Consider the following 16,706-nt stretch of genomic DNA (forward strand, 5'->3'; position numbering starts at 1 on the left):
TGGAAGGTCGCTCGCGAGGACCGCAGCACCCCGGATCCCGTCCGGGTCCCAGCCCGCGCCCGGGACCTTCGCGGCCCGGTGAAGCCACCACGGTGCGCCGCCCAGTGCCGCGCAGCGACACCTGGGCCGAGCCGCCGAAGCGGCGCAGACCTGCCCGGATGTTCGCGCGGACGATGGTCGCGCTGCTGTCGGTCGCGGTACTGGCCACTACCGGCTACGCGTGGGCGACGCTGCGCGGCCTCAACGGCGGGCTGGCGGGTAGCGATGTGATCGGCGGCTTCAGCGAGCCGGACGGTGCCACCGACATCCTGCTGGTCGGCAACGACAGCCGCACCGACTTCGACGGCAACCCGCTGCCGGACGAAGTCCTGAAAACGCTGCGGACCACCGATGACGGGGGCGGCGACCTCACCGACACGATGATCCTGATCCGGATCCCGAACGGTGGCGGGCGCGCCAGCGCCGTGTCGTTCCCGCGCGACACGATGGTCCGGATGGGCAACGGGTTCGGGAAGAACAAGCTCAACTCCGCGATGGCCCGCGCCAAGAGCGCCGCCGAGCAGCGGCTGCAGTCCAGCGGGGTCACCGACCCGAAGCAGCTCGAACTGCAGTCCAAGGCCGAAGGCCAGAAGTTCCTGATCAAGACCCTGGAAGACCTCTCCGGGGTGAGCATCGACCACTACGCCGAGGTGAACCTGCTCGGGTTCTACGACATCACCAAGGCCGTCGGCGGGGTTCCGGTGTGCCTGCTGGAACCGGTCGATGAGCCCGATTCCGGTGCGGACTTCGACGCGGGTCCGCAGCGGATCTCCGGCGGTGACGCGCTCGCGTTCGTGCGGCAGCGGTACGGACTTCCGCGCTACGACCTGGATCGGGTGCGCAGGCAGCAGGTGTTCATGTCCGGGCTGGCGCAGGAGGTGCTGTCCGCGGGGACGCTGGCGAATCCGGCGAAGCTGTCCGAGCTGGTCTCGGCGGTGCGGCAGTCCGTGGTGCTGGACAAGGGCTGGGACGTGCTCAGCTTCGCCCAGCAGATGCGCGGCATCGCCGGTGGCGACATCGATTTCCAGACCATCCCGGTGGAACTCGTCGGTGAATCCGGGAAGGAGGACGTGACCATCGACGAGTCCGAGGTGCGGCAGTTCGTCGCGGACCTGCTGCTGCCTCCGCAGGAACGACTCGTCCGGCAGCAGGCCGAGCGGGCCGAAGCCGAGCGGTCCGAGGCCGCGCAACCATCGGAGAGCACCGCACGGCCGGAGATCACCGCGCACGTCTACAACACGACGGGCGTCACCGGCCTCGCGGCCTCGGTGCAGGAAAACCTTGCGGGACAAGGGTTCGTCTCGGGCGAGACGGGCAACGCGAAGTCGATGAGCTCGTCGGTGGTGCGGGTCGCGCCCGGTGAGAGCGCTTCGGGCGAGCAGGTCGCGGCGGCGCTCGGGGGGCTGCCGGTGGCCGAGAGCGGGTCCGTTTCCGCCGGTTCGGTGCAGGTGTACCTGGGCAGCGACTACGACGGGCCGGGTGCGCAGAACTTCGCCGGTGCGCCGAGTCTGCGGCTCGACGGGTTGCAGCGGGCCGCGCCGCGTCCGGCGCAGTCTCCCGCTCCGGAAAAACCGATCACCGCCGACGGCGTGCCCTGCGTGCATTGACCGTACACAGTGGACGATCGAGGGTCCTGCCAGGTGGTGCGCCTTCACCCCGGGATGATCTCGTGAGAAGGTGGCCGCCGTGCGTTCCGCGATCATCCGCTCCCGCCTGCTCGGTTCCTTGGTGCTGGCCGCGATCCTGCTCGCGGGCTGCGGAAACGGACCCGCGTCCGTCGGTGCCGCGGCCTTCGTCGGCGACTCGCGGATACCGGTCAACGAGGTGCAGGGCCGCTTCCGCACCGTGCTGGACAAGGAACCCGCGGCCAAGCAGCAGCTGGACCAGCAGGGCCAGCTCGGCGAGTTCGGGCGGCGGCTGGCCACCGACCTGGTCCGCAGGCGCCTGGTGGAGCAGGCGACCCGCGACGAGGGATTGCGGGTGGACGAGCGGCAGCTCACCGAGCTGATCAACGCGGCGGGTGGTCCGGAGAAGGCCAGCGCGGGCCAGATCTACACCCCGGCCGACTTCCGGGACGCGATGCGTTCGCGGCTGCTGACCGGCGAGCTCGGCCGCAAGTACATCGATCGGCTCGGGGTGACCTACGACGTCACCTCCGCCACCAATCGGCGCGAGGCCGAGGACAAGGCGCGCCGGATGTCCCGCGGCGAGCAGGAATCCGCGGCAGTGGTGGCCGCCGACCGGCAAGCGGGCGTTGGCGCGGCCACCGGTGAGCACCTGCGTTCGGCCGAGGTGCCGGAGTTGGCGGCCGCGACGCCGCTGTTCGGCGCGCTGCCGGGTACGACGATGGCGTTCGAGCTCCAGCCGCAGTCCGGGCAGTGGACCGTGGTGCGGATCAAGCAGCGCAGCACCGAGGAGCGGGCGGCGCCGAGCGGGGCCGGTGCGGACGAGGCGAAGATGCAGGCGGTGGGCGCGCAACTGCTGCGGGTCACCGCGCAGCGGATCGGTGTGCAGCTCAGCCCGCGATACGGCGTGTGGGACGAGATCGCGCTTTCGGCCGCGCCGAGCGCGGGGGAGACGATCGGTATCGCCTTCCAGCCGCGGCGGGCCTGATGGTGCGAGGCCGCGCCCTCGGGATTCGCCGGTTTCGAGATCACCCGGACGAGGTGACGCGCCGGTGTGTCGGGCGGGGGTCCGGCCGCCGCCGCGGGCAATCTCGACGGCATGGATCAAGCGCTCCGGCAAGGCACGAACCCGTGCTTGCGACAATCGCCGCATGTCTTCCGCGCACCCGGTGACCGGCGAACATTCCGAGGGACCGAGCAGCACGTCGGATGGGACCGCGACCGGCTCGGCGGTCGTGCTCGTCGACGACCGGCTCGGCGACGTGCTCCCGGCTGCGGCGATGCCCGCGGTGCGCCGGGCCTCGGCGGTTTATGCCGCCGACGGGCTGTCCGCGGCGACCCGTTCGGCGTTGCAGTTCCCGGCGGCACCGGCGGCCGAGGCGCTGCTCGCGCAGGCCCGCCGGGAGCCCGTCGTGCTGATCGTGCCCGACCTGCTTTCCGCGCAGGCGCGGGAATTGCGCGCGGCCGGTGCGTCGCTGATCGGCGCCGCGGCCCCGGTCGGCGTGGAGTTGCTGGACGCCGTCACCGTCATGGACCGGTTGCGTTCTCCGGGTGGTTGCCCGTGGGACGCGGAGCAGGACCACGACTCGCTGCGGCGCTACCTGGTGGAGGAGACCTACGAGCTGCTGGACGCGATCCAGCAGCGGGACCGGGCGTCGTTGCGCGAGGAGCTGGGCGACGTGCTGTTGCAGGTGCTGTTCCACTCGCGGGTGGCGGCCGAGCACGCCGCGGACCCGTTCGGGGTGGACGAGGTGGCCGCCGAGCTGGTGAGCAAGATGGTCTCCCGGCATCCGCACGTGTTCGCCGAGGACGACACCGTGCACGACGCGGAGTCGCAGCACCTGCGCTGGGACGAGCTCAAGCAACGGGAGAAGCAGCGCGAGTCCATCGTGGACGGAGTGGCGACCGGGCAGCCGGCCGCGGCGCTGGCGGCCAAGCTCGCGCAGCGCGCCGGGCGCGCGGACCTGCCGGAAGACCTGCTGCCCACCGGCACGTCGGTGGGCGACAGGTTGTTCGGGCTGGTGGCGCGTGCCCGCCTGGAAGGCGCGGATCCGGAGGACGAGCTGCGCGCCAGCGCGCTGGCGTTCGCCTCGCGCGTCCGCGCGGCCGAAGCCGCGGCACGTGCGGCCGGTCAGGACCCGGCCACCTGCAACGCTGCGGACTGGCGGCGGTACTGGGCGGCGAGCGGGGAATGAGCGGGCACCGGAGTGGATTCCCGCCGCCGGTGCGAATCCGGTTCGCCGCTCGCGGACCCGCTCGCGGCGAGCAGGTCCGCATCCGCGAAAGTGGGAACGCCACGCGGAACGGCGGTCGGCCACGAACCCCCGGAGGTCCCGGTCCGCTCGCGCTGCCCGGCGAATCCGACCGGCACCGTCACAGAACTCGCGTTGCCGACGACAAGTGCTCCGGGAGCGCGTGACTTGTCCGGTTCGTCTCCGGGCGCACGACGGGCACGTGCACACTGAGGTGGGAGAGGGAGGCATTTGGTGTCGCAGCAACAGGGTGCGCGCAGACCGTGGTTGTTCACCGGAGTGGTACCGGTGCTCGCCGTGCTCGTGTCGTGCGCTCCGCCCGAGGAAGACCGCGCGGAGAACGAGCCCAGGGTCGCCGCCGACCCGCCGCCTGCCGTGGCGCCACCGGACCCGGGAGTGGAACCGCCGCGGGTGCAGCTGGCGCACTCCGGCAATCCTCCGATGTCCGTGCAGGACCGGCCGCAGCAGCAACTCACCGGCTGGGCGGAGTCGATGTCCGACGAGCTGAACATTCCCCTCGCCGCGCTGCAGGCGTACGGCTACGCGGCACGCGCGGCCGAGCAGGAGCACCCCGGTTGCGGCATCGGCTGGTCCACCCTGGCCGGGATCGGCGCCATCGAATCCAGCCACGGCCGCTACGGCGGCGCCAAGCTGGACGAGACCGGACGGCCCAGCGTGGCGATCCGCGGTCTGCCGCTGGACGGCAGCAACGGGGTCAAGCGGATCGAGGACACCGACCGCGGTGCCATGGACGGAGACTTGGTGTTCGACCGGGCGATCGGCCCGCTCCAGTTCATCCCGATCACCTGGAACCGCTGGGCGGCGGATGCCGACGGCGACGGGGTAGCCGACCCGAACGACATCGATGATGCGGCGTTGGCCGCGGCCGGATACCTGTGCACGGTCGGCGGCGATCTGCGCAATCCGGACGGGTTCTGGAGGGCTCTGCTGGACTACAACGAGAGCCACGACTACGGCCAGGACGTGATCGACCACGCCGATCAGTACGGCAGGATCAGCCGCACCCTGGCGACGGAGAACTGAGCGCAGGTACGGGTCCGCACGGGTGGCCGGTCGATCGGCGAACGCTCCGGTGCGGCGGGAAACCGAGCCGTGCGGCGACTTCTCCGCTGAGATTCCGCAGCGAGCAGGCGCCTGATGTTCCGCTGAACGACCCCGCTGTGCGCACCGCTCCCTAAACGCTCCCTGGTTCTGCTTGATACCGCCAAGTAACCTGTTCGCGTGACCGACCCCACTCCTTCGCGGCTGCGCGCCGTGTTCGCCGTCCTCGGACGACTCGCCGTCGCGCTCACCTTGGTGGCGTCCGCCGGGGTCGGCGTCGGCCTGACCGCGGTGCTCGGCCGTCCGGCCGCCGCCCCGGAAGCCGGGCCGCCACCGGAGCAGACCGTCGAACCCGCCCCGGTGCTGCCGGGTTCCGCCGCGCCGCCGGTGCAGGAGCCGGTGCAACAACCTGCACCGGAAGGCGGCGATCCGGTGCGCGAGTGGGCCGACGGGATCGCCTCGGTGGTCGACGTGCCTTCCAGGGCGCTGCTGTCCTACGTCAACGCCGATCTCGCGATGCGCGAGTACCAGCCCGAGTGCCGGATCTCGTGGTCCACGATCGCCGGGATCGCCCGGATCGAGTCGAACCACGGCCGGTACGGCAACCGGCTGCTCGGCGACGACGCCCGCCCGTCGAAGCCGATCATCGGTGTCCCGCTGGACGGGACTCCAGGCGTGCGCGCGATCGGAGACACCGACGGCGGTGTGCTGGACGGCGACGCGATGCACGACCGCGCGGTCGGCCCGATGCAGTTCATCCCGTCGACCTGGCGCAAGTGGGCCACCGACGGCAGCGGCGACGGGGTCGGCGATCCGCAGAACCTGGACGACGCCTCGATGGCCGCCGCCCGGTACCTCTGCTCCAGCGGCCGCGATCTCACCACCGGCCAGGGCTGGTGGGGATCGGTGATGTCGTACAACAACTCGGTGGAGTACGGGCAGAAGGTCTTCGCGATCGCCGAGACCTACGCCGGCGCGGCGAACCGCCGCGACTGAACCGCACGCGACCGACCCGTGACCGGAACGGCCGCGACGCAACGCCGCAGCGGCTCAGTCGTTCTGCATGGCCAGCCGGGCGTTGATCTCGCCCAGCGCTTCCTGGTAAGCGGGATCGGGATTCATCGTCGCGGCCATCTGCACTTGGCTGCGGGCCTCCAGCAACCGTCCCTGCCGCTGCAGGGTGCGTCCCAGCACCAGCCGCGCGTAATGGTCGGACGGGTCGAGCTCCAGCACCCGCAGGAACGCCAGCTCCGCCCGGCGGAACTGGGCCGAGAACAGGTACGCCCGGCCGAGAACCAGTTGCACGCTGGGCTTGTCCTCGGCGATGGCGAGCACGGGTTGCAGCGCGCGGAGGGCCTCCCACGGCCGTCGCTGGGAGACCAGGTTCTCCGCCCGGCGGAACGCTTCCACGGTCTCTTCGTCCCTCATGACGCGGACAACACTACGTGCCGACCCCGCTGTTCCTCGACTGCCGAGCGGATGGTAATCGGCACGTCCGCGGCCGCCGTTCGATCACGCGCCGTGCAACGTGATCGATCCTGATCGCGGGACGATGTGCTCCCGCTCAAGTCGGCGACGTCGCCGCACCGGGCCCCGATAGGCTCAGGGGCGGTCCTCGGGGGTTCGGCCCGCCGCGCGCGTCCAGCGGTGCGGCGAGCCGGGGCCGCCCATACCTCAAACCCTGGTTAGGAGCACACGTGGCGATCATCGAGCAGGTCGGCGCCCGCGAGATCCTGGACTCGCGCGGGAACCCCACCGTCGAGGTCGAGGTGGCACTGGAGGACGGCACGCTGGGCCGCGCCGCGGTCCCCTCGGGCGCTTCCACCGGTGAGCACGAGGCGGTCGAGCTGCGCGACGGCGACGCCGAGCGCTACGGCGGCAAGGGCGTGGAGAAGGCCGTCGAGGGCGTGCTGGACGAGATCGGCCCGGAACTGGCCGGGCTGGACGCCACCGAGCAGCGCGTGGTCGACCAGAAGCTGGTGGACCTCGACGGCACGCCCGGCAAGTCCCGGCTGGGCGCGAACGCGATCCTCGGCGTCTCGCTGGCGGTGGCGAAGTCCGCCGCGGACTCGGCCGGGCTGGAGCTGTTCCGCTACGTCGGCGGGCCGAACGCGCACGTGCTGCCGGTGCCGATGATGAACATCCTCAACGGCGGTGCGCACGCCGACACCGGTGTGGACGTGCAGGAGTTCATGATCGCCCCGGTCGGTGCCGACTCCTTCTCGGACGCGCTGCGCTGGGGCGCGGAGACCTACCACGCGCTGAAGTCGGTGCTGAAGTCCAAGGGCCTGCCCACCGGCCTCGGCGACGAGGGCGGCTTCGCCCCCGACCTGCCGAACAACCGCGAGGCGCTGGACCTGATCGCCACCGCCGTCGAGAAGGCCGGCTACAAGCTGGGCACCGACATCGTGCTGGCGCTGGACGTGGCCGCCACCGAGTTCTACTCGGACGGCGTCTACACCTTCGAGAAGGCCAAGCGCAGCCCCGAGCAGATGGCCGGTTACTACAACGAGCTGCTCGACTCCTACCCGCTGGTGTCCATTGAGGACCCGCTGTCCGAGGACGACTGGGACGGCTGGGTGCAGCTGACCAAGGAGATCGGCCACCGCGTGCAGCTGGTCGGCGACGACCTGTTCGTGACCAACCCGGAGCGGCTGGAGGAGGGCATCAACCGCCGCGCGGGCAACGCGCTGCTGGTCAAGGTCAACCAGATCGGCACGCTCTCGGAAACGCTGGACGCGGTGAACCTGGCCAACTCCTGCGGCTACAAGAGCATGATGAGCCACCGCTCCGGCGAGACCGAGGACACCACGATCGCCGACCTCGCGGTGGCCACCGGCTGCGGCCAGATCAAGACCGGTGCCCCGGCGCGCAGCGAGCGGATCGCCAAGTACAACCAGCTGCTGCGCATCGAGGAAGCGCTGGGCGACGCGGCGCGCTACGCGGGTGAGCTGGCGTTCCCGCGGCTCAATCCGGAGGCGTGACATCCTGGTCACCAGCGGTCTGAACACGGCCGGGGTGACTTCGACGACGACGGGTGCGGGCGATGCCGAGCGGGCGGTCCTCTGATCGACAGCAACGCCGCCGCGGGGGCGAGACCCCCGCGGCGCGCCGTACCGGTCGTTCGCGGGAGCCGGTGAAGCGGTCGGGAACCAAGAGCGGTTCCCGGCCGCGCGCGGCGGCGCCGCGGTCCAAATCGCAGCGCAAGTCGCCGACCGGTGGCGCGTTCAAGCTCTCGTCGACGCGCCGGGCGGCGTTGCTGGCGCTGCTGCTGTGCACGATGGCGCTGAGCGTGTCCGTGCCGCTGCGCACCTACTTGAGCCAGCGCGGCGAGCTGGCCGCGCAGGACGACAAGCGGGTCGAACTCTCCCAGCAGGTCCAGGAATTGCAGGAGCGCAAGGCGCAGCTTTCCGATCCGCAGCACGTCGAGACCGAGGCGCGCGCCAGGCTCGGCTACGTGCGCCCCGGGGAGACGCCGTACATCGTGGAACTCCCGCACCAGCAGGCCCAGCCGCCGCCGGCGCCGACGCCCGCGGATGACGGGCCGTGGTACGAGAACCTGTGGAAGTCGCTGACGGGGAACGAGCAGTGAACGACATTTCGACGGTCACCGAGCACGATCGGGAAAGCATCGCCGACCAGCTCGGCAGGCCGCCGCGCGGGCTGCGGGCGGTGGCGGCGCGGGACGCGGCGGGCGAGCCGAGCGTGGTGCGGACGAATCCGCGGCTCGAGGACGGCACGCCGTTCCCGACGTTGTACTACTTGACCTCGCCCCGGCTGAGCGCGCTGTGCTCCACGCTGGAGGCGGAGGGCCGGATGCGGCAGATGCAGGACCGGCTCGCCGAGGATCCGGAGCTGGCGGCCGCCTACCGCCGCGCGCACGAGTCCTACCTGGCCGAGCGGGACGCGATCGAACCGCTGGGCACTCAGGTCACCGCGGGCGGTATGCCGGACCGCGTGAAGTGCCTGCACGTGCACCTCGCGCACGCGCTCGCGAAGGGCCCGGGGGTGAATCCGTTCGGCGACGAGGTGCTGGACGAGATCACTCGCCGCTGGCCGGAGAACGCGCCTTCCTGATCGTTCAGCGTCCCGGCGTGACCCGCTCGAGCAGTGCGGTGGCGGCGAGCCCGTCCGGGATCGTGCCGAACGACCGGCCGGTGTCCGGTACCAGCCGGGTCGCCACGAAAGCCTCCGAGACCGCGGTCGGCGCGTGCCGGATCAGCAGCGAAGCCTGCAAGGTCAACGCCAGCAGTTCGGCCAGCTTGCGCGCCCGTTCCGGGCGGGGCGCTGCGATCTCCTCGCGCAGCTGTCGGACGCTGTCGTCGTAGCGGCGGTCCGCGCCTGCCGCGGCGTCCAGCTCGCCCAGTAGCGCTTCCGCCGACGCGGGCTGCTTGTGCAGCGCACGCAGCACGTCGAGCGAGGTCACGTTGCCGGAGCCTTCCCAGATCGACATCAGCGGCGCCTCCCGGTACAGCCGCGGCAGCCCGGACTCCTCGACGTAGCCGTTGCCGCCGAGGCATTCGAGCGCTTCGGCCACCGCCGTGGCGGCCCGCTTGCACACGTGGAACTTCGCCGCAGGCAGCGCGAGCCGCAGCAATCCCCGCTCGGTGTCGCTGCCCTGCCCGTCCACGGCCGACGCGAGCCGCATCGCCAACGCGGTCGCCGCCTCGGTCTCCAACGCGAGATCCGCCAGCACGGTCCGCATCAGCGGCGCATCGGCCAGCCGCTCGCCGAACGCGCTGCGGTGCTGCACGTGGTGCGCCGCCTCGGACAGTGCGACCCGCATGTTCGCCGCCGCACCGAGGACGCAGTCCAGCCTGGTCATCGACACCATCTCGATGATGCAGCGCACTCCGCGGCCCGCTTCGCCGACCAGGTGCCCGAGCGCGCCGGTGTACTCCAGCTCCGCGGAAGCGTTGGACTTGTTGCCGAGCTTGTCCTTGAGCCGCTGCAGCCGGATCTCGTTGCGGCTGCCGTCCGGCAGCACTCGCGGCACGAGGAAGCAGCTCAACCCGTCCGGTGTCTGCGCCAGCGTGAGGAACAGGTCGTTCATCGGCGCCGAGGTGAACCACTTGTGCCCGGTGATCCGGTAGGTCCCGTCGGCCAGCGGCTCGGCGGTGCTGGTGTTCGCCCGCACGTCCGAACCGCCCTGCTTCTCGGTCATCGACATCCCGGCCAGCAGCCCGGTCTTCGCGGCGGCGGGACGCAGGCCGAAGTCGTAGTCGGGCGAGGACAGCCCCGGCTCGTACTGGCTGGCCAGCTCGGGGGAGTGCCGCAGCGCGGGCACGGCGGCGAAGGTCATCGAGATCGGGCAACCGTGTCCTGCCTCGGCCTGCGACCACAGGTAGAAACCGGCGGCGCGGCGCGCGTGCGCACCGGGTTCCGCGTCCGGCCGCCACGGCGCGGCGTGCAGGCCGTGCCGGACCGCGCGGTTCATCAGCCAGTGCCAGGAGGGGTGGAACTCGATCTCGTCGACGCGGTTGCCGTAGCGGTCGTGGGTGCGCAGCTCGGGCGGATTGTCATTGGCGAGCCTGCCGTGCTCGCGCGCTTCGGCCGAACCCGACTCGAGCGCTAGTTCGCGCAGGTCGGGCAGTGCGGTCGGCGCGTAGCGTCTGACGGCTTCGCGCAGCGCGGGATCGCAGGACAACGGGTCGAAGCCGTCCAGCGGCGGAGGCTGGTTGGTCACGTCGTGGGTCGACCAGGGTTCCGTCCTGCCGTGCACGTGCGGCTCGCCGGTGAGCGTCATGCGCAGCAGGGTAGGCCAAAGCGGCTACCGCGCAGTAGCCCTCGACGTCGGCTGCACCGTTTCACTCGATGGTGTCGACGAACTTCGTGACCAGCGAGTACGTGCCACGGTGGAGTTCGCCGCAGGCGAGAACACTTTGGGGCTGGAGGCGCCGTGGCAGCTCGCACCACCCGGCAAACCGCTCGTCGCCGCAACCGGCGCAGGTGGCGCGCCGCCACGTTCCTCACTCCGACCGTCCTGATGGTGGCGGCGTCCAGCGCCCTGCTGTCGATGCCGCCACCGACCCTGCGCGACGGTCGCGCCGACGGGGCGCCCGGCGGTAGCCGCTACGGAGCCACCGGGCATCTGCCGCGCAACCTCGAACCCAGCGAGAACCTGCTCGACCTCGCGGGCGAACCCCGCAAGTTGCCCGGTCCGGCCGCGGACCTGCCGCGCGGTTCGCTGGACATCCCGGAACCGATGCTCGCCGCCTACGTCGGCGCGGCCGACCGGCTCGGGCAGAGCTACCCGGCCTGCGGAGTGCGCTGGTCGGTGCTCGCCGCCATCGGCCGGATCGAGTCCGGGCACGCGCGGGACGGGCGGATCGACGTCAACGGCACCACGGTGCCCGCCATCCTCGGGCCGCGGCTCAGCGGCGGTCCCGGTGTGGCCGCGATCCCGGACACCGACCAAGGCAGCCTGGACGGTGATCCGGTGTGGGACCGCGCGGTCGGGTCCATGCAGCTGATCCCGTCGACCTGGAACAAGCACGCGATGGACGGCAACGACGACGGCGTGCTCAGCCCGCACAACGTGCACGACGCGGTGGCCAGCGCCGGTGCTTACCTCTGCGATGGCGATGCCGATCTGCGCGATCCGCGGCAGCTGGCCGAAGCGGTGTTCCGCTACAACCACTCCGACGAATACGTGCGCACCGTGCTGCGGTGGGCCGATGCCTACGACAGCGGCGTGACCCCGTCGCCGCTGGAGCCGTTGCCCGACGTCGGGGACCAGGACGTGCTGGCGGGCAGCCGGCTGCCGAACGAGCGGCCGCACGCGGTGGCGCTGCCGCAATCCGCGAGTGAGCCGGTGGCGCCGGCGCGGCCCGGTTGGTCGGCGGTGACTCCGCCGCCCGGCTCGCCCGGCGGGCTTTCCGGTGAACCGATTCCTGGGCCGCGGCCGGGTTCTGCGGCTGGTGAACCGGTGCAGCCGAGCGCCCCGCACGCGTCGAATCCCGCGGTGCCGCCGTCCGCGAACACGCCACCGGCGCCCGAGCCATCGGGTGAGCCGGTACCGGGCACCGGCTCGTCGGTGCCGGGTTGGCCGGAAGAGCCCGCAGCACCGGGCATTTCGAGCGAGCAACCGTTTCCGGGATTCCCGAGCGAGCCGTCGATGCCTGCTCTCACCGGCGATCCGGAGACGCCGAGCGACCCGTCGGTCCCGAGCGAACCGGCGACGCCGGCGCCGAGCGGTGAGCCGTCCGTGACGGACTCCGAAACCGTCCCGCCCGCCCCGAGCTCGACGGGTCCCGTGCCGCCGAGTTCGGTCGGCCCGGCTCCCGACCTGTCTTCGGATCCGGCTGCGCCATCGGAGACCTCGACGGTCCCGCAGCGCCCGTCTGCGCAGCTCCCGTCTTCGCAGGGTTCGCAGCCCCCGACTCCGTCGACCACGCCCACCACGGACGGACCGGTCGCACCGAGTTCGACCGCCGGCTCGCAGCGGCCGGAAACCTCCGAACCGACCGGTGGTTCCGAGACGAGCGCACCGTCCACGTCAGCTGACCCCGCCGATCGCGAGTGCGATGCGGCCACGCTGCGCGAAGGCCGGTTCGTCCCGGCCGAGCAGCTCTCCGCGACGGGCCGCGCGTTGCCCGCGGGCACGACCGACGCGGGCGAAGCATCGCCCGGCGACATCGTCTACGTGCAGTCGGGCGGCTCGGGTCCGCTCGACCCGTGCGAGGTGCCCGCCGACTTCGCCCCATGATCACTCGATCAGGCGGAGCCGAGGAGAGCCTCCAACGGCGTCATCACGACGTTCGCCCAGCGCGCGGGGCCGCAGCGGCTCTACCCGCGGGCCCTGTCGATGTCCACGCCGACACGCCGACGGTGTGTCCACATTCGCCTTTTCCACCCGGCCGATAGCGTTGCCGACCGAGGAACGCGCCGAGCGTTGGCGATGCATACGAGCACGAGGAGACCAGCGATGTCACGGGTGGCGGCGATCGACTGCGGGACCAACTCGATCCGGCTCCTGGTGGCCGACGTGACCGCCCGGCCGGATGGTTCGCCGGAGCTGCGCGACGTGCACCGCGAGATGCGGGTGGTGCGGCTCGGGCAGGGCGTGGACGCCACCGGCAGACTCGCCGACGAGGCGTTGCGGCGCACCCGCGATGCGCTGGTCGATTACGCGGCGGTGGCGCGCGAGAACGGTGCCGAGGCGGTCCGCATGGTGGCGACCTCGGCGACCCGCGACGCGGCCAACCGCGAGGACTTCTTCGCCATGGTGCGGGAAACGCTCGGCGTGGACGCCGAGGTGATCACCGGTGCGGAGGAGGCCCGCCTTTCGTTCATCGGCGCGGTGGGCGACTTCGACCCGGCGGCCGGCCCGTTCGTGGTCACCGACGTCGGCGGTGGTTCCACGGAAGTCGTCGTCGGTCGCTGGGACGGTGCACGCGCCGAGATCACGGCCGCCTACTCCGCCGACATCGGGTGCGTGCGACTGACCGAGCGCTGCCTGCACGACGACCCGCCGTCCGAGCAGGAGGTCCGGGATGCCGAGCAGGTCGCCCGTGGCGTGCTCGACGACGCTTTCGCCGCGGTGGACGCCTCCGGCGCGCGGACCTGGGTCGGCGTCGCGGGCACCGTCACCACGTTGTCCGCGGTCGCGCAGAACCTGCCGGATTACGATCCGGCCGCAATTCACCTTTCCCGTTTATCCCAGAAACAGCTTCGAGAAACGACGTCGGAGCTGTTGACGATGACTCACGAAGAACGAGCCGCGATCGGTTCAATGCATCCCGGACGGGTCGATGTGATCGGCGGCGGCGCGCTCGTCGTGCAGGTTCTCGCCGACGAGCTGAGGGAACGCGCCGGCATCGAGGCGATCTCGGTGTCCGAGCACGACATCCTGGACGGCATAGCGCTTTCCATCAGCTAGTTCCCACGATGTGGGCCGGACTATCCGGGTGGTGGGTGGCCGGTTTCTGCATCGAACCAGAAAGTTTCGAATTCGTGACAGCGTTCTGGGGGTGGCCCGCCCTCAATTATGTTTACGCTGTCGCGGTGGTGCTCATCACCACTGTGCTTGGTGCCCCGGAATTCCGCTGAGGGGGCGCGTGGAAGTGGGAGGACGCAACATGCGCAAGCGACGTCTGGCCGCCTGCTTGGCGGTCCCGCTGGCGGTGGCCATGCTCGCCACGGCCTGCGGCGGCGGGGACAGCGGGGCGCCCAGGGACACGGTGACCGTCGAATGGGGCGAGCCGGAGAACCCGCTGGTCCCGGGCAACACCACCGAGGCCAACGGCAGCAACGTGATGGACGCGCTGTTCGCCGGGCTGGTGAAGTACTCGCCGGACGACTCCTCGGTGCACAACGAGATGGCCGAGTCCATCCAGCCCTCGCCGGACCACCGGTTCTACACCATCAAGATCAAACCGGGCTGGACCTTCCACGACGGGAGCCCGGTCACCGCCGAGAGCTTCGTCAAGGCGTGGAACTACACCGCCTACGGGCCGAACGGGCAGCAGGGCGGAAGCTTCTTCGAGCAGGTCAAGGGCTACGACGAGCTCAACCCGGAGGAGGAGGGCGCGACGCCGCCGACCGACGAGCTGTCCGGGCTCAAGGTCGTCGATCCGACCACGTTCACCGTGGAGCTCAAAGCACCGCTGACGATCTTCCCGACGATGCTGGGCTACGGGCCGTTCTACCCGCTGCCGGAGCGGTTCTTCGCCGATCCGGAGGGATTCGAGCAGCACCCGATCGGCAACGGGCCGTTCAAGTTCGAGTCGCGGGTGCCGAACGAGAGCCTGACCGTCTCCCGCTACGACGGGTTCCAGGGAGCGGAAAAGGCGAAGGTCCCGAAGGTGCAGTTCAAGGTCTACGACGAGCTGGACACCGCCTACGAGGACCTGGTCTCGGGCAACCTCGACTTCGTCCGGCAGGTGCCGGTCTCGGCGCTGGCCGGGGACATCTGGCGCACCGACCTCGGCGACGGGGCGCAGGAGAAGCCGGGTCTGCTCACGCAGAACATCGCCTTCCCGCTCTACGACCAGCGGTTCCAGAACCCGGATCTGCGCAAAGCGATCTCGATGGCCATCGACCGCGAGACGATCACCCGGCAGATCTTCGCCGGTAGCCGAACGCCCGCGGACGGCTGGGTCGCCCCGTCGGTCCAGGGCTACGTGCCGAACCAGTGCGGCGAATACTGCACCTACGACCCGCAGAAGGCGAAGGAGCTGCTGGCCAAGGCCGGTGGATTCCAGGGCACGCTGCAGATCATCAGCAACGGCGACGGCGGGCACTCCGAATGGTCCGAGGCGGTGGCCTCCAGCATCCGCCAGACCCTCGGGATCGACGTGCGGTTCACCCCGACCCCGACGTTCAGCGAGTTTCGCAGGCAGGCGAGCGCCCGGGAGTTCTCCGGGATGTTCCGCACCGGCTGGATCGCCGACTACCCGAGCATCGAGTCCTTCCTGACGCAGCTCTACCGCACCGGCGCGTCCTCGAACGATTACGAGTACTCCAACCCGGAGTTCGACGCCGCACTGGACCGGGCGAACGCGGCACCGACCATTCCCGAAGCGGAGCGGCGCTACGCGGCCGCCGAGCGGATCCTGGCCCAGGACATGCCGGTGATCCCGCTGTGGAGCCAGCCGGTGCAGGCGGGCCTGTCCGACCGGCTGGCCGACGCGAAGGCGACGCCGTTCCGCAAGCTCGACCTCACGTCGGTGACGCTCAAACCCCAGCAGCCATGAAGCAGCGCACCGCACCCGGGCCGCTGCGCAACTGCGCGGACCGGGCGGCGCTCGGTGTGAATCAGGAGGACCGGTGGGACGTTATGTGCTGCGACGCCTGTTGCAGTTGATCCCGGTGTTCATCGGCACCACGTTCATCATTTATGCGTTGGTGTGGGCGGTGCCGGGCGACCCGTTCGCGGGCAAGTGCGGTGAGCGGGCCTGCCCGCCGTCGTACGTCGCCGAGATGACGGCCAGGTACAACCTCGACGATCCGCTGATCGTGCAGTACTTCAAGTACCTGGGACAGCTGTTCACCGGGAACTTCGGCGAGACCTACGCCGGTGTGCAGATCAGCGACCTGATCGCCAACGCCTACCCGACCACGGTCCGGCTCGCCATCGTGGCGCTGCTGATCGAGGCCGTGATCGGCGTGCTGGCAGGCATCCTCACCGGCCTGCGCGGCAAGGGATTCCTGGACAGCCTGGTGCTGATCTCCACGCTGTTCCTGATCTCGCTGCCGGTGTTCGTGACCGGTTTCCTGCTCAAGGTCTGGCTGGGCACCGAGCTCGGTCTGATCAAGACCTCGGTCGGCAGCGATCCGAGCATCGGCGAGCTGCTGGTGCCCGGTTTCGTGCTGGGCAGCCTGTCGATGGCCTACGTGGCCAGGCTGACCCGCACGAGCATGATGGAGAACAAGCGCGCCGACTACGTGCGCACCGCCACGGCGAAGGGGCTCAAGCCGAACCGGGTCGTGGGAGTGCACCTGCTGCGCAACTCGCTGATTCCGGTCATCACGTTCCTGGGCACCGACCTGGGCGCGCTGATGGGCGGTGCCATCGTCACCGAGGGCGTGTTCAACATCCGCGGCATCGGCGGGCTGGTCTACAAGGCCATCCTGACCAAGGAAGGCATGACGGTCACCGGGATCGTCACCCTGCTGGTGCTGGTGTACCTGCTGATGAACCTCCTCGTGGATGTTCTCTACGCGGTCCTGGACCCGAGGATTCGATATGACTGAACCGACTGCCTCCTCTCCCACCACTCCCGAG

General features: G+C 70.7%; 14 protein-coding genes. 12 read left to right on the forward strand and 2 right to left on the reverse strand.

The features are described from left to right. Window positions 1–104 precede the first annotated feature (104 nt). The 5 genes from V1457_RS11495 to V1457_RS11515 all read left to right on the forward strand — a co-directional run bounded on the left by V1457_RS11495 (window position 105) and on the right by V1457_RS11515 (window position 5,974). The gene (locus tag V1457_RS11495; RefSeq protein ID WP_338603344.1) at window positions 105–1,646 is read left to right on the forward strand and encodes an LCP family protein; all 1,542 of its coding nucleotides are present in this window, start codon (window positions 105–107) and stop codon (window positions 1,644–1,646) included. 79 nt (window positions 1,647–1,725) lie between these two features. After that, on the forward strand, window positions 1,726–2,652 hold the full coding sequence (locus tag V1457_RS11500) for a SurA N-terminal domain-containing protein (RefSeq protein WP_338603346.1): 927 nt from the start codon (window positions 1,726–1,728) through the stop codon (window positions 2,650–2,652). A gap of 292 nt (window positions 2,653–2,944) precedes the next feature. Further along, a complete protein-coding gene (locus V1457_RS11505) occupies window positions 2,945–3,859 on the forward strand; it encodes a MazG family protein (protein ID WP_407074782.1) in 915 nt (304 codons plus the stop codon). 291 nt (window positions 3,860–4,150) lie between these two features. After that, window positions 4,151–4,960, forward strand: coding sequence for a lytic murein transglycosylase (locus V1457_RS11510; protein ID WP_295149575.1), 810 nt, complete (start codon window positions 4,151–4,153; stop codon window positions 4,958–4,960). 198 nt (window positions 4,961–5,158) lie between these two features. Further along, window positions 5,159–5,974 carry a lytic murein transglycosylase gene (locus tag V1457_RS11515; RefSeq protein WP_200069264.1) on the forward strand — a complete coding sequence of 272 codons (816 nt, stop codon included), beginning with the start codon at window positions 5,159–5,161 and terminating at the stop codon, window positions 5,972–5,974. A 54-nt stretch (window positions 5,975–6,028) separates the two neighbouring features. Here V1457_RS11515 and V1457_RS11520 read toward each other — a convergent pair whose 3' ends face one another. Then, entirely contained in the window at window positions 6,029–6,406 is a 378-nt protein-coding gene (locus tag V1457_RS11520) for a tetratricopeptide repeat protein (RefSeq protein WP_200069265.1), read from the reverse strand. Window positions 6,407–6,675: 269 nt separating this feature from the next. Here V1457_RS11520 and eno point away from each other — a divergent pair, with 269 nt between their 5' ends. The 3 genes from eno (at window position 6,676) to V1457_RS11535 (ending at window position 9,055) form a co-directional block, all read left to right on the forward strand. Next, window positions 6,676–7,962 (forward strand): phosphopyruvate hydratase, encoded by a 1,287-nt coding sequence (eno, locus tag V1457_RS11525; protein WP_200069266.1) that lies wholly within the window; start codon window positions 6,676–6,678, stop codon window positions 7,960–7,962. A 152-nt stretch (window positions 7,963–8,114) separates the two neighbouring features. Beyond that, window positions 8,115–8,570 (forward strand): septum formation initiator family protein, encoded by a 456-nt coding sequence (locus tag V1457_RS11530; protein WP_295149569.1) that lies wholly within the window; start codon window positions 8,115–8,117, stop codon window positions 8,568–8,570. Beyond that, window positions 8,567–9,055, forward strand: coding sequence for a DUF501 domain-containing protein (locus tag V1457_RS11535; protein ID WP_200069268.1), 489 nt, complete (start codon window positions 8,567–8,569; stop codon window positions 9,053–9,055). The genes V1457_RS11530 and V1457_RS11535 overlap by 4 nt, the downstream gene beginning before the upstream one ends. 4 nt (window positions 9,056–9,059) lie before the next feature. Here the strand turns inward: V1457_RS11535 and V1457_RS11540 are convergent, their stop codons facing one another. Next, window positions 9,060–10,724, reverse strand: a complete 1,665-nt coding sequence (locus V1457_RS11540) for an isovaleryl-CoA dehydrogenase (RefSeq protein WP_338603356.1) — start codon at window positions 10,722–10,724, stop codon at window positions 9,060–9,062. 153 nt (window positions 10,725–10,877) lie between these two features. Here V1457_RS11540 and V1457_RS11545 point away from each other — a divergent pair, with 153 nt between their 5' ends. The 4 genes from V1457_RS11545 (at window position 10,878) to V1457_RS11560 (ending at window position 16,675) form a co-directional block, all read left to right on the forward strand. Beyond that, the gene (locus V1457_RS11545) at window positions 10,878–12,686 is read left to right on the forward strand and encodes a lytic murein transglycosylase (RefSeq protein WP_338603358.1); all 1,809 of its coding nucleotides are present in this window, start codon (window positions 10,878–10,880) and stop codon (window positions 12,684–12,686) included. A gap of 219 nt (window positions 12,687–12,905) precedes the next feature. Next, window positions 12,906–13,859 carry a Ppx/GppA phosphatase family protein gene (locus V1457_RS11550; RefSeq protein ID WP_338603361.1) on the forward strand — a complete coding sequence of 318 codons (954 nt, stop codon included), beginning with the start codon at window positions 12,906–12,908 and terminating at the stop codon, window positions 13,857–13,859. A gap of 199 nt (window positions 13,860–14,058) precedes the next feature. After that, window positions 14,059–15,675 carry an ABC transporter substrate-binding protein gene (locus tag V1457_RS11555; RefSeq protein ID WP_338603364.1) on the forward strand — a complete coding sequence of 539 codons (1,617 nt, stop codon included), beginning with the start codon at window positions 14,059–14,061 and terminating at the stop codon, window positions 15,673–15,675. Window positions 15,676–15,748: 73 nt separating this feature from the next. Next, complete coding sequence (locus tag V1457_RS11560; RefSeq protein WP_200069273.1) at window positions 15,749–16,675, forward strand: ABC transporter permease; 927 nt, start codon at window positions 15,749–15,751, stop codon at window positions 16,673–16,675. Window positions 16,676–16,706 lie beyond the last annotated feature (31 nt).

The sequence above is a fragment of the Saccharopolyspora sp. SCSIO 74807 genome (assembly GCF_037023755.1).
Lineage (GTDB): Bacteria > Actinomycetota > Actinomycetes > Mycobacteriales > Pseudonocardiaceae > Saccharopolyspora_C > Saccharopolyspora_C galaxeae.

Excerpts from the sequence above, each read along its gene's own strand:
- V1457_RS11505 (WP_407074782.1), top strand. The coding sequence starts at position 2,945 with ATGCCCGCGGTGCGCCGGGCCTCGGCGGTTTATGCCGCCGACGGGCTG.
- V1457_RS11520 (WP_200069265.1), bottom strand. The coding sequence starts at position 6,406 with ATGAGGGACGAAGAGACCGTGGAAGCGTTCCGCCGGGCGGAGAACCTG.
- V1457_RS11540 (WP_338603356.1), bottom strand. The coding sequence starts at position 10,724 with ATGACGCTCACCGGCGAGCCGCACGTGCACGGCAGGACGGAACCCTGG.
- V1457_RS11550 (WP_338603361.1), top strand. The coding sequence starts at position 12,906 with ATGTCACGGGTGGCGGCGATCGACTGCGGGACCAACTCGATCCGGCTC.
- V1457_RS11555 (WP_338603364.1), top strand. The coding sequence starts at position 14,059 with ATGCGCAAGCGACGTCTGGCCGCCTGCTTGGCGGTCCCGCTGGCGGTG.